The sequence below is a fragment of the Microbacterium limosum genome (assembly GCF_036324365.1).
Lineage (GTDB): Bacteria > Actinomycetota > Actinomycetes > Actinomycetales > Microbacteriaceae > Microbacterium > Microbacterium limosum.
This window is the reverse complement of record NZ_CP137080.1, coordinates 1,257,215-1,283,029: the sequence shown is the minus strand read 5'-3', so window position 1 is coordinate 1,283,029 and position 25,815 is coordinate 1,257,215. Positions and strand designations below refer to the sequence as shown.

Genomic DNA, 25,815 nt, shown 5'->3' with positions numbered 1-25,815 from the left:
GCCCGGACGCCGCGGGCCCTACGATCCCGCGGCGTCCGAGTGGATCTCGGCGAGCCACCCGGGCTCACCCGCGTTCTGACGGGCGACGGGCACACGGGTGCCCAGCACCTGTGCCACGACGTCCTGGGCGATGTTGGCCGCGGAAAGACCCGCGTCCGCCAGGATCTGCTCCCGCGACGCGTGGTCGATGAAGGCGTCGGGCAGGCCGAGCTCGTCCACGGCGGTGTCGATCCCCGCCTCCCGGAGGACCTGGCGGATGCGCGTGCCCACTCCCCCGACTCGGATGCCGTCCTCGATCGTGATCACGAGACGGTGGCGGGCGGCGAGGTCGACGATCGACCCGGCGACGGGCACGACCCAGCGGGGGTCGACGACCGTGGCCCCGATCCCCTGCGCGGACAGCCGGTCCGCGACATCCAGCGCCAGGCCCGCGAACGGACCGATCGCGACGAGGAGCACGTCCTCCGCGTCGCGGCGCGCGAGGACGTCGACGCCGTCGTCCAGCCGCTCGAGGGCGGGGATGTCTGCTCCGACGGAGCCCTTCGGGTACCGAACGACCGTGGGCGCGTCGTCTACCGCGACGGCCTCCCGCAGGCTCTCGCGAAGTCGGGTCTCGTCGCGGGGGGCCGCGATGCGGATTCCGGGCACGAGCTGCAGCATCGCGAGATCCCAGATGCCGTGGTGGCTCGGGCCGTCCGGCCCGGTGACCCCCGCGCGGTCGAGCACGAAGGTCACACCGGCACGGTGCAGCCCCACGTCCATGAGCACCTGGTCGAATGCGCGGTTCATGAACGTCGCGTAGATGGCGACGACGGGATGCAGTCCTCCGAAGGCGAGCCCCGCCGCTGATGCCGCGGCGTGCTGCTCGGCGATGCCGACGTCGTACACGCGGTCGGGGAAGCGCTGCGCGAAGGGCAGCAGGCCGGTCGGCCGCAGCATGGCGGCCGTCATCGCGATGACGTCGGGGCGGTCCTCGCCGATGGAGACGAGCTCGTCGGCGAAGACGTCCGTCCAGGCGGCGGCACCGCCGGAGCCGAGCGTGCGACCGGTCGTGGGGTCGATGCGCCCCACGGCGTGGAACTGGTCCGCCTCGTCGTTGCGCGCGGGCTCATAGCCGCGCCCCTTCTCCGTGATCGTGTGGACGATGACGGGAGCGCCGTAGTCCTTCGCGAGCGTGAGCGTCTCGAGCAGCGTCTTCATGTCGTGGCCGTCGATCGGCCCGAGATACTTGATGTCGAGGTTGGAGTAGAGCGCGGCGTTGTTCGTGAAGCGGGAGAGGAACCCGTGAGTACCGCCGCGCACCCCGCGGTAGACGGCGCGTCCGACCGGACCGAAGCGTTCGAAGAACGAGTCGCTGCTGCGGCGCAGCGTGCGATAGGTGTCGGTCGTCCGCACACGGTTGAGGTGCCGGGCGATGCCGCCGATCGTGGGCGCGTAGGAGCGGCCGTTGTCGTTGACGACGATCACGAGGTTGCGGTCGTTGTCGTCGGAGATGTTGTTGAGGGCCTCCCACGTCATCCCGCCCGTCAGCGCGCCGTCGCCGACAACGGCGACGACGTGACGGTCGCGGCGCCCCGTGCGCGTGAGGGCGCGGGAGACGCCGTCGGCCCAGCTCAGCGAGCTCGATGCGTGGGACGACTCGACGATGTCGTGCTCGCTCTCGCTGCGCTGCGGGTAGCCGGCGAGGCCACCGCGCGAGCGGAGGGCGCTGAAGTCCTGGCGCCCCGTCAGCAGCTTGTGGACGTAGGACTGGTGACCCGTGTCGAAGATGATCGGATCCTCCGGCGACTGGAACACCCGGTGGAGCGCGAGCGTCAGCTCGACGACCCCGAGATTCGGGCCCAGATGGCCCCCCGTGCGCGCGACGTTCTCGACGAGGAACGAGCGGATCTCGGTGGCCAGGTCCCCCAGCTCGTCGACGCTCAGCGCGTCCAGATCGCGAGGACCGGTGATCGACGACAGCAAGCCCATGTGCGCCCCTCCTTCGTCCGGCGATGACGCCGGCGATCGGATCAGTCTACGGGGCGGGACCCGAGCGGGGCCGCCGGGCGCCACCCTGGCGAGCCGGAGCGCCCGCCCCGGAACGCAGAAACCCCCGCCATCGCCGAAGCGATGCCGGGGGCCCGCGTTGCGCTCAGACCAGGCTGCGCAGCACGTACTGCAGGATGCCGCCGTTGCGGTAGTAATCGGCCTCACCGGGGGTGTCGATGCGCACGACCGCCTCGAACGTGACGGTCTCCTTGCCCTCGGGGGAGAACTCGCTCGGCTCCGCCGTCACCGTCACCGTCTTCGGCGTGACGCCCTCGTTGAGCTTCTCCAGGCCCGTGATCGAGACGACCTCGGTGCCGTCGAGCCCGAGGGACTTCCAGCTCTTGCCGGCGGGGAACTGCAGCGGCACCACGCCCATGCCGATGAGGTTCGAGCGGTGGATGCGCTCGAAGCTCTCGGTGATGACCGCCTTGACCCCCAGCAGGCTCGTGCCCTTCGCGGCCCAGTCGCGAGACGAGCCCGACCCGTACTCCTTGCCCCCGAAGATGACCAGCGGGATTCCCTGCTCCTGGTAGTTCTGGCTCGCGTCGTAGATGAACGACTGCGGGCCGCCGGGCTGCGTGAAGTCTCGCGTGTACCCGCCCTCGACCACGGCGCCGTCGTTGACCGCGCTCACGAGCGCGTTCTTCAGGCGGATGTTCGCGAACGTGCCGCGGATCATGACCTCGTGGTTGCCGCGGCGCGAGCCGTAGGAGTTGAAGTCCTTCTGACGGACGCCGTGCTCCTCGAGATACTTCGCGGCCGGGGTGCCGATCTTGATGTTGCCGGCGGGGCTGATGTGGTCGGTCGTGACCGAGTCGCCGAGCGTGGCCATGACGCGGGCGCCACGGATGTCGGTGACGGGCGTCAGCTCCATCGTCATGTCATCGAAGTAGGGCGCCTTGCGCACGTACGTCGAGTCCTGGTTCCACTCGAACACGGGGCCGGTCGGCGTCGGCAGGTTCTTCCAGCGCTCGTCCCCGTCGAAGACCGTCGCGTACTGCTTGATGAACTGTTCGCGGGAGATCGAGGAGTCGATGACCTCCTGCACCTCGTCGGGTGCGGGCCAGATGTCCTTGAGGAAGACGTCGCGACCTTCGGGGTCCTTGCCCAGCGGGTCGGTCTCGAAGTCGAAGTGCATCGACCCCGCGAGTGCGTAGGCCACCACCAGCGGCGGCGAGGCGAGGTAGTTCATCTTGACGTCGGGGCTGATGCGCCCCTCGAAGTTGCGGTTGCCCGACAGCACGGCGGTCACCGCGAGGTCGTGGTCGTTGACCGCTGCCGAGACCTCCTCGATCAGGGGTCCCGAGTTGCCGATGCAGATCGTGCAGCCGTAGCCGACCGTGTAGAAGCCGATCGCCTCCAGCGACTTGTCCAGGCCCGATTTCTCGTAGTAGTCGGTGACGACCTTCGACCCGGGGCCGAGCGTCGTCTTGACCCACGGCTTGCGCTGCAGACCCTTCTCCACGGCCTTCTTCGCCAGGAGCCCCGCGGCGATCATCACCGACGGGTTGGACGTGTTTGTGCACGAGGTGATCGCGGCGAGGGTGACGGCGCCGTTGTCGATCGTGTAGGGCGCACCCTCCGACGGGGTGATCCGGACGGGCTTGGACGCCGCGGCGGGACCACCGCTGGAGATGTGCACCTCGCGCGTCTCGATCTCCTCCTCGCCGGGCGCCCCGCCCGGGTCGGACGCGGGGAACGAGCCCTGCGACTCGAGGTCGACGATCGACTTGGAGGTCGTGGGCGAGGCGTAGTTCAGGATGTCCTTCTCGAACTGGGCCTTCGACTCCGACAGCAGGATGCGGTCCTGCGGGCGCTTCGGACCGGCGATCGAGGGGACGACCGTGCTGAGGTCGAGCTCCATGTACTCGCTGAACGAGGGCTCACGGCGCGCGTCGTGCCAGAGCGATTGAGCCTTGGCGTACGCCTCGACGAGCGCGACGGTCTGCTCGTCGCGCCCGGTGAGCCGGAGGTAGTCGATGGTGACGTCGTCGATGGGGAACATCGCCGCCGTGGATCCGAACTCCGGGCTCATGTTGCCGATCGTGGCGCGGTTGGCCAGCGGCACGGAGCCGACGCCCTCGCCGTAGAACTCCACGAACTTCCCGACCACGCCGTGCTTGCGGAGCATGTCGGTGATCGTCAGCACGACATCCGTCGCCGTCACGCCGGCCGGGATCTCCCCGGTCAGCTTGAAGCCCACGACGCGCGGGATGAGCATGGAGACGGGCTGGCCGAGCATGGCCGCCTCGGCCTCGATGCCGCCGACGCCCCAGCCCAGCACGCCGAGGCCGTTCACCATCGTCGTGTGCGAGTCGGTGCCGACGCAGGTGTCGGGGTAGGCGCGGAGCACGCCGTCGACGTTGCGATCGTAGATCACCTTCGCGAGGTGCTCGATGTTGACCTGGTGCACGATGCCGGTGCCCGGGGGGACGACCTTGAAGTCGTCGAACGCCGTCTGGCCCCAGCGCAGGAACTGATAGCGCTCGCCGTTGCGCTCGTATTCGAGCTCGACGTTGCGCTCGAGGGCGTTCTCGGTGCCGAAGAGGTCGGCGATGACGGAGTGGTCGATGACCATCTCGGCGGGCGAGAGCGGGTTGATCTTGTCGGGGTCGCCGCCGAGCTTCGTGACGGCCTCGCGCATCGTGGCCAGGTCGACGATGCAGGGCACGCCGGTGAAGTCCTGCATCACGACGCGCGCGGGCGTGAACTGGATCTCGGTGTCGGGCTCCGCGTCCGGATCCCACGACCCGAGTGCCTCGATCTGCGCCTTGGTGACGTTGGCGCCGTCCTCCGTGCGGAGGAGGTTCTCGAGGAGGACCTTGAGGCTGAACGGGAGCTTGTCGTAGCCCGGGACGGTGTCCACCCGGAAGATCTCGTAGTCGGTGTCCCCGACCCTCAGTGTGTCCTGTGCTCCGAAGCTGTTGACCGATGCCACGATGCCGTCTCCTCCAGTCGCTGCGACCACTCGCCGCTGACCATCTTCGTCGGGGCCCTGCGCCGCGGCTAGCAAGGCGAGCCTTACCGGTCGGGCGCCTGCCCCGGGGCGGTAGCGAGCGCAGATTTATCTCGATGTCGAGATAAATGTATCAGGTGCGCGGTGCGGGGTAGAGGGCGCGGACGGCTAGCCACGTCACCGCGAGCATGGGCGCGAACAGCGGAAGGCCCATGATGAGCTTCAGCGTGCCGAGCGCCGTGACGTCACCCGCGAAGTAGAGGGGCAGCTGCACGGCCAGCCGGGCGGCGAACAACGCGGCCCACGCGATCGTGAGCCAGAAGAAGACCCGGCGCTTGCGGCGATCGGCGCGCCACGCGGTGCCCTCCCCCATGAGGGCGCCGGCGGCGAGCCCGATGAGAGACCAGCCCACGAGGGCGGAGATCAGCAGCGCCGATCCGTAGAGCCCGTTCGTGATGAAGCCCGGGACGAAGTTGTCCTCGGCGCGCCCCGTCCACAGCGCGAGCGCCGCCGCGGCACCCGTCGCGACCAGCCCGCCGATCGCGGCCTGCACCGGCGAGCGTGCGATCAGACGAGCCGCCGTGAACACGACGGCGAGACCGACCGAGAGACCCAGGGCCCACGGAAGGTCCTGCCACACGGTGTAGACGAGCAGGAAGACGAGGCTCGGCAGGACCGACTCGAGGATGCCGCGCCAGCCGCCCATGCCGCGCCAGACGACGTCCCTGGTGGTGGTCGCATCCGCGGGATCGAGGCCTGCCCGACGGGCCGCGCCGGCGAGGGCTCCGCCAATCACGTCATGCGGCGCCGGCTCGGGCGGGATCAGCGGATCGCGGGGAGGATCGGGCTCGGCGCTCACGACGCCCCGGGGGTGGAGGGCATCTTCAGCGGGATGAACTCGCGCGGCGGCATAGGCGATCCGCCGCGGACGACGACGATCGACCGGAACAGGTCCTCGACCTTCGCGGCGGCCTCGAGGTCTGAGGCGGCGGCACCGCCGATGACACCGCGCAGGAACCATCGAGGGCCGTCCACCCCCACGAAGCGGGCGAGGCGCTTGCCCGACGCCGCCTCGGCCCCCGCCATCACGGGGACCTCGGCCAGCAGCTCGGGACCGAGCGGACCTTCCCGCTCCTCCACACGGCCGCCCTGCGTGCGCACCTGCTCCCGGATCTGGGCGCGTGTCTCGTGCCAGAGCCCCGCCGAGCGGGGAGCCGCGAACGGCTGCACCTGCAGCGTGGAATCGGCGTAGTCGAGGCCGACCGCGACGATCCGCTTGGACTGCTCCTCGATCTCGAGGCGGAGGTTCAGCCCCTCCCGCGGAAGCACCTTGATGCCGCCGAGGTCGATGTAGGGGCGCACGGGATTGGCCTCGGCCTCGTCGAACGGCCCGGCGGTCGCACGGTCGGCCGGCGCCGACTTCGGGGCCTGCTCGTTCCCAGGATCGGTCGTCTGCTCGTCGCTCATGCCGGGAGGTCCTCTCGTTCATCGGCCGCACGGTACCCCGTCGACCCGAATCCGCCTGCCCCGCGAAGGCTCTCGGGGAGCTCTTCGACAGGGACGAAGGTCGCCCGCACCACGGGCATGACGATCAGCTGCGCGATGCGGTCCCCGACGGCGATGTCGTAGGGCTGCTCGGCGTCCGTGTTCAGGAGCGAGACCTTGATCTCGCCGCGGTAGCCCGCATCGACGGTGCCCGGGGAGTTCACGACCGTGATGCCGTGCTTGGCGGCGAGGCCGCTGCGAGGGACCACGAACGCGGCGTACCCCTCGGGGAGCGCGATCCGCACGCCTGTGCCGACGAGCGCGCGGCGACCGGGCTCGAGGCGCACCGCTTCCGACGCGACCAGATCCGCGCCCGCGTCACCGGGGTGGGCGTAGGACGGAGTCTCGGGCGCGATAATGAATACGTCCACGGAATCGGTCACTCATCGAGGGTAATGCAGAAGCTACAGCCGACCTATCGCGAGCGCCTGGCCCCGTCGCTGTGGTTGCTCGTCTCCGCAGCGGTGCTCGCGCCGATGGCCTCACTCGTCCTGGTGCCGCTCGATCCCACCCTCTCGCTGGCGGGCGGTGTCATCGTCGGCGTCGCGGCGGTGTGCGGGGCGATCTGGCTCTCCCCGCGCATCGAGGTACGCGGAACGACCCTGCGCGCCGGGCGAGCGCACATCGACGCCGGCTGGCTCGGGACGCCCCGCCCCCTGTCCGGTGACGATGCCCGCCACGCGCGGGGACCGGGCCAGGATGCCCGGGCCTGGAACCTCATCCGCGGCGGGATCGACGGGCTCGTCATCGTCCCGGTCGAGGATCCCGACGACCCTGTCAGCGCGTGGGTCGTCTCGTCCCGGACCCCCGATCGGCTGGCCGCCGCGATCGAACGCGCGCGTTACGCGGCGCAGTCCTTGCAGACGAAGCCGATCGAGTCCTCGTGATCGACCTGCGAACGGTGCTTCACGAGGAAGCAGCTGACGCAGGTGAACTCGTCCTCCTGCGGGGGCAGCACGACGACGTCGAGCTCGAGGTCGGAGAGGTCGGCACCGGGCAGGTCGAAGCTCGTGGGGTTGTCGGAGTCCTCGACGTCGACAGAGCCCGAGAGCTTGTCGGGCACGCGCTCCTTCAGGGCCTCGATCGACTCGCTGTCGTCCTCGGTCTTGCGGGGGGCGTCGTAGTCCGTTGCCATGGGGTGAGAGTCACTTCTTCCGTCTGATGCAGGTGGTGCGCGCCGAAATGGGCGGCGCTAGTTTGCACGAGAGGCGGTCAATAAGCAAATGCGTCGTTGTCGCCGTGTCGCGATGGGCTCAAACCGGCGGCGCGCCCGCGATATTCCCGGCGGTGCGAGGCGAGCGTGACACCATGACTCCACACGGAACCAGTGGAAGAGGACGTGTTCGATGCAAGAGCTCAAGGTGATCCGCACGGAGGACGATCGGCTGATCGTCGCGACCGAGGCGGGACAGACGTTCGCCCTCGTGATCGACGAGGTGCTGCGCGCCGAGGTTCGTCGAGCGCGGAGCGCGGCCGACGCGGGCGGCGACCCGCGGGCGGCCCGGCCGAGCCCCCGGGAGGTCCAGGCCCACATCCGCTCGGGTCTCTCGGCCCGCGAGGTCGCCCAGCTCCTGGGGGCCAGCCTCGAGGATGTCGAGCGCTACGAGGCGCCCGTCCTCGCCGAGCGGGAGCACATCGTCGGCCTGGCGCTGGCGGTCCCGGTCCTGCTCGGCGCCGTCGACGACGCCGATGCGCAACCCACCTTCGGCGCCGCCATCCGCGCGAAGCTCGAGGAGGTCGGGGCGACCGGCGAGCGGTGGACCAGCTGGAAGGAAGCCGGCGGCTGGGTCATCAAGCTCGAGTTCCGCGTCGCGGACATCGATCACGACGCCCGCTGGAGCTTCGACCACCGCCGCGGAGCCCTGTCGCCCCAGAACTCCGACGCCACGCAGCTCTCCCGTCAGGGTTCGCTTCCCGAGGGCCTCATCCCCCGCCTTCGCGCCCTCGACGCCGCCCCCGGCATCAAGGACGAGACGCGATTCGACAGCGGCGCCTTCGGACCGCGGAAAGACATCGACCCCACCGATCCGGGCCGTCCGGCCGGGGCGTCGGATGCCGCCGTCAAGCGCGCGACCGAGCCGGTCGCCACGAGCGCGGAGACCGCGGATCTCCTGGAGGCGCTCCGGCGGCGACGCGGCCAGCGCGAGCCGGCCCCCGAGAGCCCGCCGGAGACGACCGCTCCCCCCGTCGCGCACGCCCCCGTTGCGCTGTTCGACGCCCTCGAGCCCGGCTACGGCTCGGCCCCGGAGGAAGCGAGCGGCGACGACACCGCGGCGGAGCCGGCCACCCGCCGGCGCGGCGCCCGCTCCTCGCTGCCGTCGTGGGACGAGATCGTCTTCGGCGCGCGGGGTGACGCGGACTGAGGCACTCCTCGGGCCGGTGACACGGTCACACGTGGTCACCGCCGCGAGAAGGCTCCGAGTCTGATGAGCGGGACGAGTCTCTCGTCGGAGGTCAGGGAGCCGTGCTGCCCGACCATGGACTGCCCCGCGTTGTCGCGCGTCCGGTCGTCGTAGTACGCGACGCGGGCGCGGGCGGCCACGAGAACATCGCCGATGCGGGGCGCGACGTCCGGGGTCACGTCGCCGAACAATCCCGCATCGATCGCCTCGCTCCGGCTCATCACCCACGCCCGGGCGGACTCCGCGGTCCGCCACGCGGACAGCAGACGATCGGCATCCCCCGGGTGCGCGTGCAGGTGGAGCATCCGCGGCTCGCCCGCGACGACCTCGACGCCGTCGAGCAGGGGGTTCCCTTGCTCGAGCAGGACGTGACCCCGTCGCGGGACGTCGATCATGCCGTGATCGGCCGTGACGAGCGCGCCGACATCCTCCGGCAGCGCCGCGGCGAACGCGCGCACCGCGGCATCCACCGTCTCGAGGCCGTCAGTCCACTCGCCCGACTCGATGCCGTGACGATGCCCGAGCACGTCGAGTTCGGGCGCATAGGCGTACACGATCGCACCGTCGTGCCGTGCGGCGGTGTCGACCGCGAGCAGAAGCCGTTCGGCGACATCCGCCGCCGAGAGGAACGTCGCCCCGCGGAAGGACGCCCGGGTGAAGCCGCTGCCCCGGTACTCCTCACGGCTGACGATGAATGCCGGCGCAACGGCGTCCTCGAAGAGGGTGCGCGCGCGCTGCCAGCTCTCGGGATCGAGCCCGTCCCTCTCCCATCCGCTGAGCTGGTTGGCCGCGTGAGAGGTGCCCGGCACCCGCACGCGGTATCCCACGATGCCGTGCACGCCGGCATCCACGCCGGTCATGAGGCTCGTCAGCGCCGTCGCCGTCGTCGTGGGGAAGACCGAGCGCGCGACGTCCTTCGAGGACATCGCCGAGGTGAGGAACCGCGCGTGGCCCGCGCGCGACGAGAGCGTCGCCTTGCCGAGACCGTCGACGAGCACGATGACGGCGGAGCGGGCGGCGGGGAGCCAGCCGTGACCCGCGGGGCGCGTCACGGCGTCGCGGAGACCCGGCAGCAGCGCGGTGAGGCTCCGGGCGTGGCCGGGCTCCGCCGGTAGCATGAGGGTCATCGGGGTCAGTCTCGCACAGCGTGCGGACGGCCCCCGTTTCGCATCCGGATCAGCTCCGCCCGAAGGAACCCATGCCGCACGCCCCCGCCGAGACCCCTCCCGAGCGCATCGAAGACGTCGACGTCTCGAGCGAGATGCAAGGCTCGTTCCTCGAGTACGCGTACTCGGTGATCTACTCTCGTGCCCTCCCCGATGCCCGCGACGGCCTCAAGCCGGTGCAGCGGCGCATCGTGTATCAGATGGCCGAGATGGGTCTGCGTCCCGACCGGGGCCACGTCAAGAGCGCCCGCGTGGTCGGGGAGGTGATGGGGAAGCTGCACCCGCACGGCGACGCCCCCATCTACGACGCGCTGGTGCGGCTCGCTCAGCCGTTCTCCCAGCGGGTGCCCCTCGTCGACGGCCACGGCAACTTCGGCTCCCTCGACGACGGCCCTGCGGCGGCGCGCTACACCGAGGCGCGGCTCGCCCGCGCGGCGATGGCGATGGCGGCCGACCTCGACGAGGACGTCGTCGACTTCATCCCGAACTACGACAATCAGTTCCAGCAGCCCGCCGTCCTCCCGGCTGCCTACCCCAACCTCCTCGTCAACGGCGCCTCCGGCATCGCCGTCGGGATGGCCACCAACATGGCTCCCCACAATCTCGTCGAGGTCGTGGGGGCCGCCATCCACCTCCTGGAGAACCCGGACGCGACGCTCGAGGACCTGATGGCGTTCGTACCGGGCCCCGACCTCCCCTCCGGCGGCGTGATCGTTGGGCTCGACGGCGTCCGCGACGCGTACGCGAACGGCCGCGGATCGTTCAAGACCCGCGCGAAGGCGGGCATCGAGAGCCTGGGCCCTCGCAAGACGGGCATCGTCGTGACCGAGCTGCCGTATCTGGTCGGGCCCGAGCGCGTGATCGAGAAGATCAAGGATGCCGTGCAGTCGAAGAAGCTGCAGGGCATCAGCGACGTGGCCGACCTGACCGACCGCACGAAGGGCACGCGCCTCGTGATCGGCGTGAAGACCGGCTTCGACCCGAAGGCGGTGCTGGAGCAGCTGTACCGGCTGACCCCGCTCGAAGACTCGTTCAGCATCAACAACGTCACGCTCGTCGACGGCCAGCCGCGCACCCTCGGGCTGCGCGACCTCCTGCGGGTCTACGTCGACCACCGCCTCGAGGTGGTCACGCGCCGCAGCCGCTACCGGCTGGCCCGCCGGAAGGAACGCCTGCACCTCGTCGACGGCCTCCTCATCGCGATCCTCGACATCGACGAGGTGATCCAGGTCATCCGCTCCTCCGACGACGGCGAGCAGGCCCGCGCACGCCTCATGGACGTCTTCGAGCTGACCCAGGTGCAGGCCGATTACATCCTCGAGCTGCGCCTGCGCCGGCTGACGAAGTTCTCGCGCATCGAGCTCGAAGCGGAGCGGGACGAGCTGCGCGCCGAGATCGCCCGGCTCGAGGAGCTGCTGGGATCGCCGGCGCTGCTGCGCCGGCAGGTGGCGACCGAGCTCGAGGCCGTCGCGGACGAGCTGGGCACGCCCCGCCGCACGCTGCTCACCAACGCCGCCCCGTCCGCGGCCCGAACCGCCCGCAACGCTCCCGCGCTGGAGATCGCCGACGCCGCGTGCCGGGTCATCCTCAGCGCCTCGGGCCGCATGGTGCGGGTCGAGACGGTCGAGAACGACCCCGCGGGCGGGGTCGTGGCCCCCACTCGCCGCGCCAAGCACGACGCCGTGCGCTCCGTCGTCGACACGACGGTGCGCGGCGATCTCGTCGCGATCACCTCGGCGGGCCGGGGTGTGCGCTTCTCCCCCGTGGATCTACCGAGCGTTCCCGCGAACTCCGTTCAGCTGGGCGCGGGGACCCGGGCGGACCAGTACCTGCAGATGGCCGCGAACGAGCACGTCGTGGCGATCGCGCCGCTCGTGGAGACCCCGATGCTCGCGCTCGGGACGCGCTCGGGCATCGTGAAGCGGGTCAGCACGACGGAGCTCGGCAACAAGCACGACGTCGAGCTCATCTCGCTCAAGCCCGGCGACGCCGTCGTGGGCGCCGCCCCCGCTCCCGACGACGCGCAGCTCGTCTTCGTCACCTCCGACGCGCAGCTGCTGCGTTTCGACGCCATCGCGGTGCGGCCGCAGGGCCGCGCGGCCGGCGGCATGGCCGGCATCCGCCTGTCCCCCGGCGCCGCCGTCATCCACTTCGGCGTCGTCACGGACACCGGTGACGACGCGGTCGTCGTCACCATCGCGGGCAGCAGCGAGGCGATCGCGGGAGCCGACACGGGTTCGGCGAAGGTCACCGCCCTCGCCGAGTTCCCCGCCAAGGGACGCGCGACGGGCGGCGTCCGCGCCCAGCGCCTGCTGCGCGGCGAGGACTCGCTGAGGCTCGCGTGGGTGGGCGCGGGGCCCGCCCGGGCCCTCGGCCCCGACGGCGCCGCGCGCCCGCTCCCCGACCCGGGTGCGAAGCGGGATGCCTCGGGCGTACCCCTCGACGCCGTGGTGGGAGCGCTGGGGGCACCCATCGGCTGATGAGCCACGAACCGCCTGCACACGACGAAGCCGCCCCGGATGATCCGGGGCGGCTTCGTCGTGTGTGTGGTCCGGGGTTACACCGCGTCGATCAGACGGGCCGTCTCGTCGTGCCACGACGTGGCGATCGAGCGGAGCTTCTCTTCGTACTTGCGGCCGTGGTGCGCGCAGAACAGCAGCTCGCTGCCGTTGATCTCGGCGGCGATATAGGCCTGCGCGCCGCAGGAATCGCAACGGTCCATCGCCGTCAGGCGGTAGACGACGGCTTCATCGGTCGGTGTCGAAAGCGTGGTCATCTCAGTGCCTCCTCGGGTGGTTTCCTGCGGGGTATTCGTCTCATACAACCACGCGGATGGCCCAGGAATGCCGCGATCCCCTGACATTTCGCTGAGCGCGTACGCTCTCGCGGTGGTCCGTGCGTTTCTCCCAGGCGGTGTCCCCGGCGGCGCGTACTCTGGGAGATTGTGACCTCCGAGTACTCCGCCCATCATCTGCAGGTCCTCGAGGGCCTCGAGGCCGTTCGCAAGCGTCCGGGCATGTACATCGGCTCGAACGGCTCCCCCGGCCTCATGCACTGCCTCTGGGAGATCATCGACAACTCCGTCGACGAGGCCCTCGCGGGCAACGGCTCGAGGATCGATGTCGTGCTGCACGCCGATGGCAGCGTGGAGGTCCGCGACCGGGGCCGCGGCATCCCCGTCGACGTCGAGCCTCGCACGGGACTGTCCGGCGTCGAGGTCGTCTTCACGAAGCTGCACGCGGGCGGAAAGTTCGGGGGCGGCTCCTACGCGGCATCCGGCGGGCTTCACGGCGTCGGCGCGTCCGTCGTGAACGCGCTCTCCGAGCGTCTCGACGTCGAGGTCGACCGTGATGGCAAGACGTGGGCCATGTCGTTCCACCGCGGTGAGCCGGGCATCTTCGACGATCGCGGTGAGGCGTCGCCCTCCGCCGCTTTCCGCCCGTTCGAGGAGCAGAGCGAGCTGCGCGTCGTCGGCAAGGCGCCCCGCGGTGTCACCGGTTCGCGGGTGCGCTATTGGGCCGACCGGCAGATCTTCACCAAGGATGCCGCCTTCCAACTGTCCGAGCTCGAGGCGCGCGCCCGTCAGACGGCTTTCCTCGTCCCAGGGCTCGAGATCGTCGTGCGCGATGAGCGCGCGGACGAACCCGTCGAGACGTCCTACCGGTACGACGGCGGCATCTCCGAGTTCGTCGAGTACCTCGCGGCGGACGCCCCCCTCACCGACACGTGGCGCCTGCAGGGCGCGGGCACCTTCACCGAGACCGTGCCGGTGCTCCAGCCCGACGGGTCGATGGCCGCGACCGAGGTGGAGCGCGAGTGCACGGTGGATGTCGCCGTCCGCTGGGGAACCGGTTACGAGACGATCACCCGGTCGTTCGTCAACATCATCGCCACTCCCAAGGGCGGCACCCACCTGCAGGGCTTCGAGCAGGAGCTGCTGCGGTTCCTGCGCGGCCAGGTGGAGCAGAACGCCCGGAGGCTGAAGGCCGGCAACGACAAGCTGGAGAAGGACGACGTGCTGGCGGGTCTCACGGCCGTCCTCACCGTCAGCGTGCCGGAGCCGCAGTTCGAGGGCCAGACGAAGGAGGTCCTGGGAACGCCCGCCGTGCGGCAGATCGTGGCCCAGGTCGTGCGCAAGGAACTCGCGGCGCGCTTCGCCTCCACCAAGCGGGACGACAAGAACCAGACGTCTCAGCTGCTCGAGAAAGTCGTCGCCGAGATGAAGGCGCGCCTCTCGGCGCGCGCGCACAAGGAGACCCAGCGCCGCAAGAACGCCCTCGAGTCCTCGTCGCTGCCCGCCAAGCTGGTGGACTGCCGATCCAGCGACGTCGCGGAGTCCGAGCTCTTCATCGTCGAGGGAGATTCCGCCCTCGGGACCGCGAAGCTCGCCCGCAACAGCGAGTACCAGGCGCTGCTTCCGATCCGCGGGAAGATCCTCAACGTCCAGAAGGCATCCATCAGCGACATGCTGAACAACGCCGAATGCGCGTCGATCATCCAGGTGATCGGCGCCGGCTCGGGCCGTAGCTTCGACCTGACCCAGGCTCGCTACGGCAAGGTCATCCTGATGAGCGACGCCGATGTCGACGGCGCGCACATCCGCACGCTCCTGCTGACGCTCTTCTTCCGCTACATGCGTCCCCTCATCGAGGACGGCCGCGTCTTCGCCGCGGTGCCCCCGCTGCACCGGGTCATCGCCCCCAACCGGGGATCAAAGCCGAACGACGCGATCTACACGTACAGCGAGAAGGAGCTCCAGGGGCTACTGTCGCGGCTGACGAAGGCCGGGCGCAGCTGGCACGAGCCGATCCAGCGGTACAAGGGCCTGGGCGAGATGGATGCCGATCAGCTGGCGACGACGACGATGGACCGCAGCGGCCGCATGCTGCGCCGCGTGCGGTTGGAGGACGCCGAGGCGGCAGGCCGCGTCTTCGAGCTGCTCATGGGCAACGAGGTCGCCCCGCGGCGGGAGTTCATCGTGGACTCGTCCGCGCGGCTGGAGGTCGAGCGGATCGACGCCTGACCGCGTCGGCCCTACAGGCCGAGGTTGCGCCGGACGATCTCGTTCGCTCGGAGCGCGTGGAGATCCGCCAGGGCCTGCGCGGCATCCACGGCAGCGCCTGCCGCGGCCACCGACTCGCCTCGGCGGACGAGGGCCTTGTCGAGCAGGTCGTCCGCGAGCCCGGGATTGCGGGCGAGGACGGGGCCGCGCAGACCCGTGCCCACGAGCGAGCCGATCGTGCTGCCCTCCGCACCGTTCTCACCCGCGCCCGCGAGGTTGCCCGTGCCTCGGCGGACGGTTCCGAGCGGACGCTCGTCGCCCGCGAGGATGTAGTCGCGGAGGTGGTATTCGTAGCCGGTCAGGGGGCCGAGGTCGCTGTCGACCGCGATGGTTCCCACCCGTCGCGCCGAGGCGACCGACCGCCCCGGGAAGAGTCCCATCCCGGGTACCGCGCCGGATTCCAGCTCCACGGAGGTGGAGAGCATGTCCCACCCGAGCCCGACGGCGAGAAGCGGCACTCCGGCATCGCGCCACCGTCGCAGCACGGGACCCATGCCGCGCAGCCCGTCGAGGATCTCGGGCGCGTCGGCATCGAACCCCGCGCCGATCGTCACGAGGTCGGCGTCGACATCCGCTGCGTCCGCCGGGTCGGCGATGACCCTGAGCGATGCGTCGAGGCCTCGCCACGATGCGCGCCGCACCAGGACGGCAGCGTTCTCGGCGTCGCCGTGGATGTTCAGCCGCTCCGGGAACAGCGAGACGACGGTCAATGGGCTCATCGGGACCCCGACCTCACTTCCTGCGTCGTCAGTCCGTAGTGTCCGCGGATCTTCCGCATGCTGCGCGAGGTGAAGACGACCGTCTTGTCGCCGTGCGCCGGGGCCGGAAGCGCGAGGAACGCCTCGAAGGCGCGGATGAGGTCGGTGTCGACGGCGTCGAAGACGACGCCGTCGTATGCCAGCCGGTTGGCCATCGCATCCGCCTTCGGGCCGCCCACGATGTCTACGCGGCCGAGCGAACCGGTGTGCACCGTCCAGAGCCAGGAGGTGTCCTCCTCCTCATCGCCGATGCCGACGAAGAGCCGCTCCCTCGCGCTGCCGAGCGCGTCGATGTTGAGCTGGAAGCTCGCCGTGTTCTGCACGAGCACGCACTCGATCCGCTGGCCCTGGATCTCCACCGTCTCGCCGCGCCCGAACACCGGCTTCAGCTCACTGAGCGTGCGGGCGGCCAGATCGCGGTCGAACCGGGCGCCGAGCACCTCTCGTGCCGTCTCGACCGCCGCGGCGGCGTCGACGGCGAAGTGTGCTCCGCGCGCGGGAAGCGTGAGCGGGAACGACCCCGCGGCATCCGCCAGGACCGCCGAGCGGCCATCGATGCTCTCGACGACGGTGCCGTCAGCCGGGGCCATCCGCCCCGGCTCGGTGCGAACGTACCCGAGCCCGTACGGCTGGTCCGACATCACCTGGGTGCTCACGCCGAACCGTCGTACCGTCCGCCCCGTATCGCGCACGCTCGCGGCCACCCTGCTCAGCGACGCATCGTCCGCGTTGAGGACGACGGCCCCGTCCGCCCGCTGCGCGATCGTGGTGAGCAGGCGGATGACGCGCTCGTACGATTCGAAGCGCGCGATGTCGTCGAGATTGATGTTCGTGAGCGTCACGACCCGGGCCCGGTACATGGCCGCGATCTTCGCTCCGAACGCCTCGTCCATCTCGAGCACGGCGATGTCGGCGTCGACGCGCCCGCGCCAGTCGCCTTCGTCGAGCACGGCCGACGTGATGCCCTGTGGGAGGTTGGCGGTGGACGAGTTCGTGAAGACACGCAACCCGTGCGCGCGCAGGACGGCCGTGACCATCTTGGTCGTGGTCGACTTTCCCGCCGTCCCGCTGACGACGACGAGGCCGCCCGGGAACGAGGCCAGCACGCGCGGCAGCAGGCCGGGGGCGATCCGGTTCGTCACCAGCCCCGGCCCGCCGCTGCCCTTGCCGCCCCGCGCGCGCAGCACCGCTTGCACGGCGCGGCCCGCGGCCACGCCGATGGCGTCGAGCACCGCTTACTCCAGGTAGTCGCGCAGCGACTGGGAGCGCGACGGGTGCCGCAGCTTGGCCATCGTCTTTGACTCGATCTGGCGGATGCGCTCGCGCGTCACGCCGAACGTGTCACCGATCTGGTCGAGCGTCTTCGGCTGACCGTCGCCGAGGCCGAAGCGCATGCGGATGACGCCCGCCTCGCGCTCGCTGAGCGAGTCCAGGAGCGACTCGAGCTGGCGCTGCAGCATCGTGAAGCCCACGGCATCCGCCGGCACGACCGCCTCGGTGTCCTCGATGAGGTCGCCGAACTCGCTGTCGCCGTCTTCGCCGAGGGGGGTGTGCAGCGAGATCGGCTCGCGGCCGTACTTCTGCACCTCGATGACCTTCTCGGGCGTCATGTCCAGCTCGCGGCTGAGCTCTTCGGGCGTGGGCTCGCGGCCCAGGTCCTGCAGCATCTGACGCTGCACGCGAGCGAGCTTGTTGATGACCTCGACCATGTGGACGGGGATGCGGATCGTGCGGGCCTGGTCGGCCATGGCGCGCGTGATCGCCTGACGGATCCACCACGTGGCGTACGTGGAGAACTTGAAGCCCTTCGTGTAGTCGAACTTCTCGACCGCTCGGATGAGACCGAGGTTGCCCTCCTGGATCAGATCCAGGAACTGCATGCCGCGCCCGGTGTAGCGCTTGGCGAGGGAGACGACGAGGCGCAGGTTCGCCCCCAGCAGGTGCGACTTGGCTCGCTGGCCGTCCTTCGCGACCCAGGTGAGGTCGCGGCCCAGCTGGGTGCGCTTCTCGGCGTCGCTCAGCTGAGACAGCTTCTCCTCGGCGAACAGGCCCGCCTCGATGCGCATCGCGAGCTCGACCTCCTCCGCCGCGTTCAGCAGCGGGACCTTGCCGATCTGCTTCAGGTAGTCCTTGACGGGGTCGGCCGTCGCGCCGGTGATCGTGGTCGAGTACACGGGGACGTCGTCCTCGTCGCTCGAGGAGATGACGATGGCGCCCGTCGGCAGCGACTCGGTCGCCTCCTTCTTGGGCGCGGCGTCCTCTTCGTCGTCGTCGTCCGAGTCGGCGGCGGGCGTCGCCGGCGAGTCGTCGGAGTCGTCGGAGTCGTCCGCCGACTCCTCGACCGAGATCTCTTCGCCGTCGACGTCGTCCTCGACGTCCTCCTCGGAATCCTTCGGCGCCGTCTTCTTGGCCGGAGCGGCCTTCTTGGCGGCGGGCTTCTTGGCGGCCGCCTTGCGCTTCGTCACGGCGGGCACGGGCGTGGTCGCCTCGTCGGTCTCTTCGACGGCTTCCTTGGTGGTCGTCCGGGAAGGGGTCACGGTTAGCCTTTCACCGTCGCGCTTCGGGGGTCACCCCGGTGGCGCGATCGGTTGGTTTTCGGACACAGGTAAGACCCTTGTCAAGTCCTGCACAAGGCATTCGTGGTTGACAACGGGTCGGATCATCCATTATGACACACTGCGTCGGCGGGACCGACACACCCTCTTGTCAACGTCGCGCGCCCCGTGAGGATTCCCGTCAGCCCCGACCGGGCCGCTTGTCGTCGTCTCCGGGTCGCGTGGCGAGGTAGCGCTCCAGCTCCGCGGCGAGTTCGTCGGCGCTCGGCAGATCGAACTCGTCGATGTCATCGGAGGTCGCCCGCAGCGATGAGCCCTGCACGTACTGGTCGTAGCGCGTCTCCAGGTTCTCGAGCATGGTGCCGAGCTCGTCGTTCGCGGCGATCTGCTCCTCCACCTTCGCGAGGAACCCCAGGTTCTGCTCCCGCAGGGTCTCGCTCGGCAGCGCGATACCGCTCGCGATGGTGATGCTCTCAAGCGCTCGGATGGCCGCGGCGGGGTACTCGGCGTCGGCGAGGTAGTGAGGCACGAGCAGCACGAAGCTGGCCGTGGGCGTCCCGCGCTCCACGAACCTCATCTCGAGCAGGTGGCCGACCGTGGCCGGCACCTCGGTCCGCGGCCGCCAGACCGAGTGCGCCTCGATGAGCTCCGCGCGATTGCCGCTGACGGTCGTTCCGATCGGACGCGTGTGCGGCACGGGCATCGCGATCGCGTGCACCCAGGTGACCGAGGCCACCTGCAGCTCCGCCGCGAGAGCCAGAACGTCGTCCACGAACGCATCCCAGGCGAAGTCGGGCTCGTAGCCGGTGAGGGTGAGGAACTCCTGGCCGATGAGATCGTGGGCCAGCGCCAGCTCCAGGCGCGGCGGCCGATAGTCCTCGAGATGGTCCTGATCGAAGGCGATGACGGGCCGGCGGGCCCGGTAGTCGAGCAGGACGTCGTTGGAGAACCGGATGACGGGACGGGTGTCGACGCTCTCGCGCAGCGCATCCACGACCTGCGACACCGCCGAACCCGCATCGGTGAAGCCGGTCAGCGCGATGACGAGCGGAAGACCGGCGGGGATCTCGGGTCGATCCCCGATGTCGACGTGCAGATCTACGGACCAGGGCATGCGTCCACTCTACGAGGGCGGGGCGCTCGTCGAGGCGGCTTCCCCTCCAGGCGAACACGCCCGGCACCCCGCGTCGGGGCGTCGGGTCAGCGCCTAGATATCCCAGGGTCGTAGGTTGTCAAGCGGCGAGGGTGTGGCGGTGTGCCCAGGCGATGGTTTCGTCGTAGCGGGTGTGGTGGCGGAGGCAGCCGTCGAGGATCCCGACGAGCCGGTTCGAGAGGGCTCGTAGCGCAGCGTGGTGGGTGTTTCCCGCGGCGCGGTGGGCGTCGTAGAACGCTCGAGCGCCGGGTGACGTGCTGAGTGCGCAGAACGCCTGTTGGTGCATGGTGTCTGCGAGGCGTCTGTTGCGGGCGTAGCGGGCGAGCACGACCCGTCGGGTGCCGGACGCGCGGGTGATGGGGCTGGTGCCGGCGTAGTTCCGGCGCGCTTTCGCGTCGGCGAAGCGGTCGGGGTCGTCTCCGAACTCGGCGAGCACCCTCGCGCCGAGGACCTTCCCCAGGCCGGGTTGGCTGGTGATGATCTCAGCGTCCGGGTGCCGGCCAAAACACGACTCGACCTCGGCTTCCAGCGCAGCGATCTGACCGGTCATCGCGGTCAGCACTGTCGCGATCGCGGTGACCCCGGCGCCGTAGGCGGCCGCGACTGGTCCGGACAGTTCGAGCTGCTCGGACCGGAGAGCGGTGAGGATCTCGATCGCGCGGTGTTCGAGGTTGCGTCGCCGTCCCGCCCGGCGCAGCACTGAGACCAGCCGGGTCCGGGTCAGTGCCCGTCCGGCGGCCGGGGTCGGCGCGGCGGCGAGGACGGCGAGGGCGTCTCGTCCGGCGAGGTCGTCGCTGAACGCGGTCAACGCGGCAGGGTAGAACTCTCGCAGCATCGACCGCAGCTGATTGGCCTGCCGCTGCTTCGACCAGATCATCGTCTGATGGGTCCGCGCCAGCACCTTCACGGCCTCGGCGAGGTCGCTGTCGCCGGTCGCGGGCCGGTGATGATCACGGTCGGTGCGGACGATCTCCGCGAGCACGTGCGCATCCCCGGGGTCGCTCTTCGCGCCCGACGTCGAGTGCCGCTGACGGTACCGGGCCGACTGCTGCGGGTTGATCGGATACACCGAGTACCCGGCCGCGATCAGAGCCTGCACCCACCCGCCCCGATCCGTCTCGATCCCCACGAACACCACGCTCGGATCGTCGGCGTCGTCGAGATGATCCGCGATCAGCGCGTGCAACCGCGCCAACCCCGTCACCCCCTCCGGCAGTCGACGCCGAACCAGCACTGCGCCCTGCTCGTCCTGCAGTTCGATGTCGTGGTGGGCTTCCGCCCAGTCATCACCGAGGAACAACATCGTCCCCGCTCCCTTCGCGAACCTGATCATTGCTCGTCCCGGAGAAAGCTCGCAGCGTCCTAATGGTTCAGTGCTCGAAGCACGTCATCCCAGCAGCCATCACGGCCTCCTCACCAACCAGCGAGGGCACGATCTAGGCCTAGACCTCATGACGGCGTCAGGCTGGAGGAGTGCTCACTCGCTGGTGGACTCGGACACCACACTGGCCCCCCGGGCCACGCGATGCACCCCCATTAGGCTGGGGGGATGCCGACGCCGGACCTCTCGCCCGCGAGCCTGCCCGTCTCCCCCGAACCCGGGGAAACCCTGCTCCTGCTCTTGCCGCCCCTGTCGGCGGAAGAGGATTTCTCGGACTGGCCGGGACTGGCGGGGGCTCTTCGACAGCTCGACTTCTCCGGTGCACCCGGATCGTTCGTGCGCGTGCCGCTGTCGGCCGGCACGATCGCCTGCGCCGGGACGGGCGCGAACCCCGGCGACGGCGCGCTCCGGGACGCCGCCGCCGCCGGCATCCGCGCCCTCGGCTCCGTCGAGAAGGTGCTGCTCGCCGCGCCACGGGCCGACGGGGCGCGGTGGCGCCCGATCGCCGAAGGCGCCGGGCTCGGCGGCTACACGTTCGAGACCTACAAGAAGGACGCCAAGCGGCGCGCTCGATCGATCCGCATCGCAGCCCCCGACACGGTCGCGGAATCCGACGTCACCGCGGCCCGCGCCGCGGTGGAGGCCGTGGCCCTCGTGCGCGATCTCGTCTCCATCCCCGCCGACCGGCTCGGCCCGCACGACCTCGCCGAGCGCGCTCGCGAGGCCGTCGCGCACCTGCCCGTCGAGGTCACCGTGCTCGATGAGAACGAGATGGCCGAGCGCGGCTTCGGCGGCATCCTCGGGGTGGGCCGCGGCTCCGACCGGCCACCGCGCTTCGTCACGCTCGATTACGCGCCCGAGCGCGCGACCCGTCACGTGGCGCTCGTCGGCAAGGGCATCACCTTCGACACGGGCGGGCTGTCGCTGAAGCCCGCCGCGTCGATGGTCGGCATGAAGTACGACATGTGCGGGGCGGCCACCGTGCTCGCCGTGCTGGCGGCCGCGGCGCAGCGGCGCCTGCCGGTCCGCGTCACCGCCTACCTGTGCGTGGCCGACAACATGCCCTCCGGCCGCGCGACCCGCCCGGGCGACGTGCTCACCGCACTGGACGGCACGACGATTGAGGTGCTGAACACGGATGCCGAGGGTCGCCTCGTGCTCGCCGACGGCCTGGTAGCGGCATCCCGCGATCGGCCGGACCTGATCGTCGACGTCGCCACGCTCACCGGCGCCATCACGATCGCCCTGGGCACGCGGCACGCGGGGGTCATGGGCGACGACGACAGCGTCCGCGAGTATCTGGACGCCGCCGCGCGTGCCGGCGAGCTCGCGTGGCCCCTTCCCCTTCCCGAGCACATGCGCGACGACCTCGACTCGCCGATCGCGGATCTGGCCAACGCCAAGATCGGCGACCCCGCCGGCGGCACCCTGTTCGCGGGGCTCTTCCTCCAGCACTTCGTCGGCACCGTCTCCGACGAGGACGACGCGGCCCGCATCCCGTGGGTGCACCTCGACATCGCGAACGTCGGGATGAACAAGGGCGCGCCCTACGGCGTCACCGACAAGGGACCGACGGGCGCGACGGTCCGTTCGCTCATCGCCCTCCTCGAAGGGGCACCGGCATGAGCGAGCACTCCTTCGACGTCGTGATCCTCGGGGGCGGCAGCGGCGGGTACGCCGCCGCGCTGCGCGCCGCGGAACTGGGCGCGTCCGTCGCGATCGTCGAGAAGGATCGCGTCGGCGGCACGTGCCTGCACCGGGGCTGCGTGCCCACGAAGGCTCTGCTCCACGTCGCGGAGGTGGCCGACACGGTCCGCAGCGCTTCGCAGACCGGGGTGACCGCCCACCTCGAGGACATCGACGCCGCGGTCGTGCGGTCCTTCCGCGAGGGGATCGTCGCGAAGAAGTACAAGGGCCTGCAGGGTCTGCTCTCGGCCCGGGGCATCACGACCGTCGCCGGCGAGGGATTTCTCGAGAGCGACCGGTCCGTCCGCGTCGGCGACGACGTCTACCGCGGCCGCGACGTGGTGCTCGCGACCGGCGCGCGCAGCCGCACCCTGCCGGGTATCGAGCGGGGCGGCCGGATCCTCGCGAGCGAGGACGCGCTCGAGCTGCCCGAGATCCCGCGCAGCGTCATCGTCCTCGGCGGCGGTGTCATCGGCGTCGAGTTCGCGTCGCTGTGGCGCTCTCTCGGTGCCGACGTCACGATCGTCGAGGCTCTGCCTCGCCTCGTCGCCGGCGAGGACGAGGCGATGAGCAAGGGGCTCGAGCGGGCCTTCCGCCGCCGCGGCATCCGGATGTCGGTCGGTTCCGCGGTGACGGAGTGCTCCGCGTCCTCCGACGCCGTCACCGTCACGCTGGCGACCGGCGAGTCCCTGAGCGCCGACTACCTCCTGGTATCGGTCGGGCGCGCGCCCGCCACGGACGGGCTGGGTTTCGAGCAGGCCGGCGTCGAGCTGGAGGACGGCTTCGTCCGGGTCGACGACACGCTGCGCACGAGCGCACCCCATGTGTGGGCCGTCGGTGACATCGTTCGCGGCCTTCAGCTCGCCCACCGGGGCTTCGCCCAGGGCATCGCCGTCGCGGAGCGCATCGCGGGCCACCACCCTCCGGTCGTGCCCGACAGCACGGTCCCGCGCATCACGTACAGCGAGCCGGAGATCGCGTCCGTCGGACTGTCCGCCGCGCAGGCCGCCGAGACCTATGGCGCCGACGCCGTCCAGACCTACGACTACAACCTCGCCGGCAACGCGCGCAGCGAGATCCTCGGCACGTCCGGGTCGGTCCGGGTCGTGCGACGCGTCGACGGTCCCGTCGTCGGCGTCCACATGATCGGCTCCCGCGCCGGCGAGCTGATCGCGGAGGCGCAGCTCGTGGTCGGGTGGGAGGCCCATCCCGAGGACATCGCCCCGTTCCTGCACCCCCACCCCACCCAGAGCGAGGCGCTCGGGGAGGCCTTCCTCGCCCTGGCGGGCCGCCCCCTCCATGCGCTCTGACCCCTCGCGCCCCAGACCCGTCACTAAGCTAGACACGACAGCATCGCCTAAGGAGACATCGTCATGAGCACATCCGTCGTCCTCCCCGCGCTCGGAGAGAGCGTCACCGAGGGAACGGTCACCCGCTGGCTCAAGCAGGTCGGTGACGAGGTGACGGCCGATGAGGGCCTGCTCGAGATCTCCACGGACAAGGTCGACACCGAGATCCCGTCCCCGGTCAGCGGCATCCTCGAGGAGATCCTCGTTCAGGAGGACGAGACCGTCGAGGTCGGCGGACTGCTCGCCAAGATCGGCGACGGCAGTTCCGCGCCGTCCGAGTCGCCCGCCCCCGCCGAGGAAGCCCCGGCCCAGGAGGCTCCGGCGCAGGAGGAGGCTCCGGCGCAGGAGGCCCCCGCCGAGTCGGAGGCTCCGGCGGAGGAAGATGCACCCGCCCCGCAGTCATCTCCCGCCGCATCCTCGGACGCCAAGGACATCGTGCTCCCCGAGCTCGGCGAGAGCGTGACCGAGGGAACCGTGACGCGCTGGCTCAAGCAGGTCGGCGATGACGTCGCGGTGGACGAACCGCTCCTCGAGATCTCCACCGACAAGGTCGACACCGAGATCCCCTCGCCCGTTGCCGGCACACTCCAGGAGATCGTCGCCCAGGAGGACGAGACGGTCGCCGTGGGCGCTGTCCTCGCCCGCGTCGGCAGCGGCTCCCCCGCCCCCGCCGCCCCCGAGGAATCGGCGCCGACGGAGGCCGAGCCCGAGGCTCCCTCGACCGAGAAGCCGGTGGACGAGGACGTTCCCGCGTCCGAGGCCCCGCAGAGGGCCCCCGAGCAGGAGAAGGCGCCGGAGCCCGAAAAGACCCCCGCCACCGCCGCGCCCGCGAACGACAGCTCGAACGACGAGGACGGCCCCACGTACGTGACCCCGCTGGTCCGCCGCCTGGCCGCGTCGCAGGGTGTGGACCTCGCCACCGTGAAGGGCACCGGCGTGGGAGGACGCATCCGCAAGGAGGATGTCCTGCAGGCTGCCGCCGCGGCGTCCGCGCCCGCGGCATCCGCCCCCGAGCAGGCCGCGCCCTCCGCCCCCGCCCTCGAGGTCTCTCCGCTTCGCGGCACGACGCAGCCGATGTCGCGTCTGCGCAAGGTGCTGGCCGAGCGCGCCGTGGCCTCGATGCAGGCGACCGCCCAGCTCACGACCGTGGTCGAGGTCGACGTCACCCGGCTCGCGGCCTACCGCGACCAGGTCAAGGCCGACTTCCAGAAGAAGACCGGCGACAAGCTCTCGTTCCTCCCGTTCTTCGCGCTCGCCGCGGCGGAGGCCCTGCAGGCCTTCCCCGTGATCAACGCGACGGTCGACGGCGACAAGATCGTCTACCCGCCCAGCGAGAACCTCTCGATCGCCGTCGACACGGAGCGGGGCCTGCTGACGCCGGTGCTGCGTGATGCCGCGAGCAAGAACCTCGCCGAGATCGCGCACGAGATCGCCGACCTCGCCGCGCGCACGCGCGAGAACAAGCTGAAGCCCGACGAGCTCGCGGGCGGCACGTTCACCCTCACCAACACCGGATCCCGCGGCGCGCTCTTCGACACCCCCGTGGTGTTCCTGCCGCAGTCGGCGATCCTCGGCACCGGAACCGTCGTGAAGCGTCCGGGCATCGTGAAGGTCGACGGCGTCGAGGCGATCTCGGTTCGCTCGTACGTATACCTCGCGCTGTCGTACGACCACCGCATCATCGACGGCGCGGACGCCGCGCGCTTCCTCGGCGCCGTCAAGGCCCGTCTGGAGGCCGCGGACTTCGCCGCGTCGCTCGGCGCCTGACGGC

General features: G+C 70.6%; 20 protein-coding genes. 7 read left to right on the top strand and 13 right to left on the bottom strand.

Going from position 1 to position 25,815, the window contains the following annotated elements; genetic code table 11:
• Positions 1-18: 18 nt before the first annotated feature.
• The 5 genes from dxs to dut form a co-directional block, all read right to left on the bottom strand.
• Positions 19-1,971 carry a 1-deoxy-D-xylulose-5-phosphate synthase gene (dxs, locus tag RYJ27_RS06190; protein WP_330171842.1) on the bottom strand — a complete coding sequence of 651 codons (1,953 nt, stop codon included), beginning with the start codon at positions 1,969-1,971 and terminating at the stop codon, positions 19-21.
• Between the two features lie 163 nt (positions 1,972-2,134).
• Positions 2,135-4,969 (bottom strand): aconitate hydratase, encoded by a 2,835-nt coding sequence (locus RYJ27_RS06185; RefSeq protein WP_330171841.1) that lies wholly within the window; start codon positions 4,967-4,969, stop codon positions 2,135-2,137.
• A 151-nt stretch (positions 4,970-5,120) separates the two neighbouring features.
• Positions 5,121-5,846: a DUF3159 domain-containing protein gene (locus RYJ27_RS06180; protein WP_330171840.1), complete on the bottom strand. Its 726-nt coding sequence runs from the start codon at positions 5,844-5,846 to the stop codon at positions 5,121-5,123.
• Positions 5,843-6,454 (bottom strand): DUF3710 domain-containing protein, encoded by a 612-nt coding sequence (locus RYJ27_RS06175; RefSeq protein WP_330171839.1) that lies wholly within the window; start codon positions 6,452-6,454, stop codon positions 5,843-5,845. Before RYJ27_RS06175 ends, RYJ27_RS06180 begins: the two co-directional genes overlap by 4 nt.
• Positions 6,451-6,915, bottom strand: coding sequence for a dUTP diphosphatase (gene dut / locus RYJ27_RS06170; RefSeq protein WP_330171838.1), 465 nt, complete (start codon positions 6,913-6,915; stop codon positions 6,451-6,453). The genes RYJ27_RS06175 and dut overlap by 4 nt, the downstream gene beginning before the upstream one ends.
• A 12-nt stretch (positions 6,916-6,927) precedes the next feature.
• On the opposite strand from dut, the gene RYJ27_RS06165 reads away from it, so the two are divergent.
• Positions 6,928-7,419 carry a DUF3093 domain-containing protein gene (locus RYJ27_RS06165; protein ID WP_330171837.1) on the top strand — a complete coding sequence of 164 codons (492 nt, stop codon included), beginning with the start codon at positions 6,928-6,930 and terminating at the stop codon, positions 7,417-7,419.
• Here the strand turns inward: RYJ27_RS06165 and RYJ27_RS06160 are convergent.
• The gene (locus RYJ27_RS06160) at positions 7,374-7,667 is read right to left on the bottom strand and encodes a DUF4193 domain-containing protein (RefSeq protein WP_330171836.1); all 294 of its coding nucleotides are present in this window, start codon (positions 7,665-7,667) and stop codon (positions 7,374-7,376) included. The two genes, RYJ27_RS06165 and RYJ27_RS06160, sit on opposite strands and share 46 nt — an antisense overlap.
• 211 nt (positions 7,668-7,878) lie before the next feature.
• Between RYJ27_RS06160 and sepH the strand changes: the two genes are divergently transcribed.
• Positions 7,879-8,895: a septation protein SepH gene (gene sepH / locus RYJ27_RS06155; protein WP_330171835.1), complete on the top strand. Its 1,017-nt coding sequence runs from the start codon at positions 7,879-7,881 to the stop codon at positions 8,893-8,895.
• A gap of 35 nt (positions 8,896-8,930) precedes the next feature.
• Here sepH and RYJ27_RS06150 read toward each other — a convergent pair whose 3' ends face one another.
• Positions 8,931-10,061 carry an alkaline phosphatase family protein gene (locus RYJ27_RS06150; RefSeq protein ID WP_330171834.1) on the bottom strand — a complete coding sequence of 377 codons (1,131 nt, stop codon included), beginning with the start codon at positions 10,059-10,061 and terminating at the stop codon, positions 8,931-8,933.
• A gap of 71 nt (positions 10,062-10,132) precedes the next feature.
• Here RYJ27_RS06150 and RYJ27_RS06145 point away from each other — a divergent pair, with 71 nt between their 5' ends.
• The gene (locus tag RYJ27_RS06145) at positions 10,133-12,580 is read left to right on the top strand and encodes a DNA gyrase/topoisomerase IV subunit A (protein WP_330171833.1); all 2,448 of its coding nucleotides are present in this window, start codon (positions 10,133-10,135) and stop codon (positions 12,578-12,580) included.
• A 77-nt stretch (positions 12,581-12,657) separates the two neighbouring features.
• On the opposite strand, the gene RYJ27_RS06140 is transcribed toward RYJ27_RS06145, so the two are convergent.
• Entirely contained in the window at positions 12,658-12,876 is a 219-nt protein-coding gene (locus RYJ27_RS06140) for a DUF7455 domain-containing protein (protein WP_330171832.1), read from the bottom strand.
• A 165-nt stretch (positions 12,877-13,041) separates the two neighbouring features.
• Between RYJ27_RS06140 and RYJ27_RS06135 the strand changes: the two genes are divergently transcribed.
• Positions 13,042-15,123 (top strand): DNA gyrase/topoisomerase IV subunit B, encoded by a 2,082-nt coding sequence (locus RYJ27_RS06135; protein ID WP_330172003.1) that lies wholly within the window; start codon positions 13,042-13,044, stop codon positions 15,121-15,123.
• Between the two features lie 11 nt (positions 15,124-15,134).
• Here the strand turns inward: RYJ27_RS06135 and RYJ27_RS06130 are convergent, their stop codons facing one another.
• From RYJ27_RS06130 to RYJ27_RS06110, 5 genes are all read right to left on the bottom strand, one after another.
• Positions 15,135-15,881 carry a hypothetical protein gene (locus RYJ27_RS06130; RefSeq protein WP_330171831.1) on the bottom strand — a complete coding sequence of 249 codons (747 nt, stop codon included), beginning with the start codon at positions 15,879-15,881 and terminating at the stop codon, positions 15,135-15,137.
• Positions 15,878-17,152, bottom strand: coding sequence for a Mur ligase family protein (locus tag RYJ27_RS06125; protein WP_330171830.1), 1,275 nt, complete (start codon positions 17,150-17,152; stop codon positions 15,878-15,880). The genes RYJ27_RS06130 and RYJ27_RS06125 overlap by 4 nt, the downstream gene beginning before the upstream one ends.
• 3 nt (positions 17,153-17,155) lie before the next feature.
• Positions 17,156-18,457 (bottom strand): RNA polymerase sigma factor, encoded by a 1,302-nt coding sequence (locus RYJ27_RS06120; RefSeq protein WP_330171829.1) that lies wholly within the window; start codon positions 18,455-18,457, stop codon positions 17,156-17,158.
• A gap of 199 nt (positions 18,458-18,656) precedes the next feature.
• The gene (locus RYJ27_RS06115; RefSeq protein WP_330171828.1) at positions 18,657-19,589 is read right to left on the bottom strand and encodes a proteasome assembly chaperone family protein; all 933 of its coding nucleotides are present in this window, start codon (positions 19,587-19,589) and stop codon (positions 18,657-18,659) included.
• Between the two features lie 118 nt (positions 19,590-19,707).
• The gene (locus RYJ27_RS06110; protein ID WP_330171993.1) at positions 19,708-20,931 is read right to left on the bottom strand and encodes an IS110 family RNA-guided transposase; all 1,224 of its coding nucleotides are present in this window, start codon (positions 20,929-20,931) and stop codon (positions 19,708-19,710) included.
• Positions 20,932-21,177: 246 nt separating this feature from the next.
• Between RYJ27_RS06110 and RYJ27_RS06105 the strand changes: the two genes are divergently transcribed.
• The 3 genes from RYJ27_RS06105 (at position 21,178) to sucB (ending at position 25,811) form a co-directional block, all read left to right on the top strand.
• Positions 21,178-22,635, top strand: a complete 1,458-nt coding sequence (locus tag RYJ27_RS06105) for a leucyl aminopeptidase (RefSeq protein ID WP_330171827.1) — start codon at positions 21,178-21,180, stop codon at positions 22,633-22,635.
• A complete protein-coding gene (lpdA, locus tag RYJ27_RS06100; RefSeq protein ID WP_330171826.1) occupies positions 22,632-24,005 on the top strand; it encodes a dihydrolipoyl dehydrogenase in 1,374 nt (457 codons plus the stop codon). The genes RYJ27_RS06105 and lpdA overlap by 4 nt, the downstream gene beginning before the upstream one ends.
• A 63-nt stretch (positions 24,006-24,068) precedes the next feature.
• Complete coding sequence (gene sucB / locus RYJ27_RS06095; protein WP_330171825.1) at positions 24,069-25,811, top strand: 2-oxoglutarate dehydrogenase, E2 component, dihydrolipoamide succinyltransferase; 1,743 nt, start codon at positions 24,069-24,071, stop codon at positions 25,809-25,811.
• Positions 25,812-25,815: the final 4 nt, after the last annotated feature.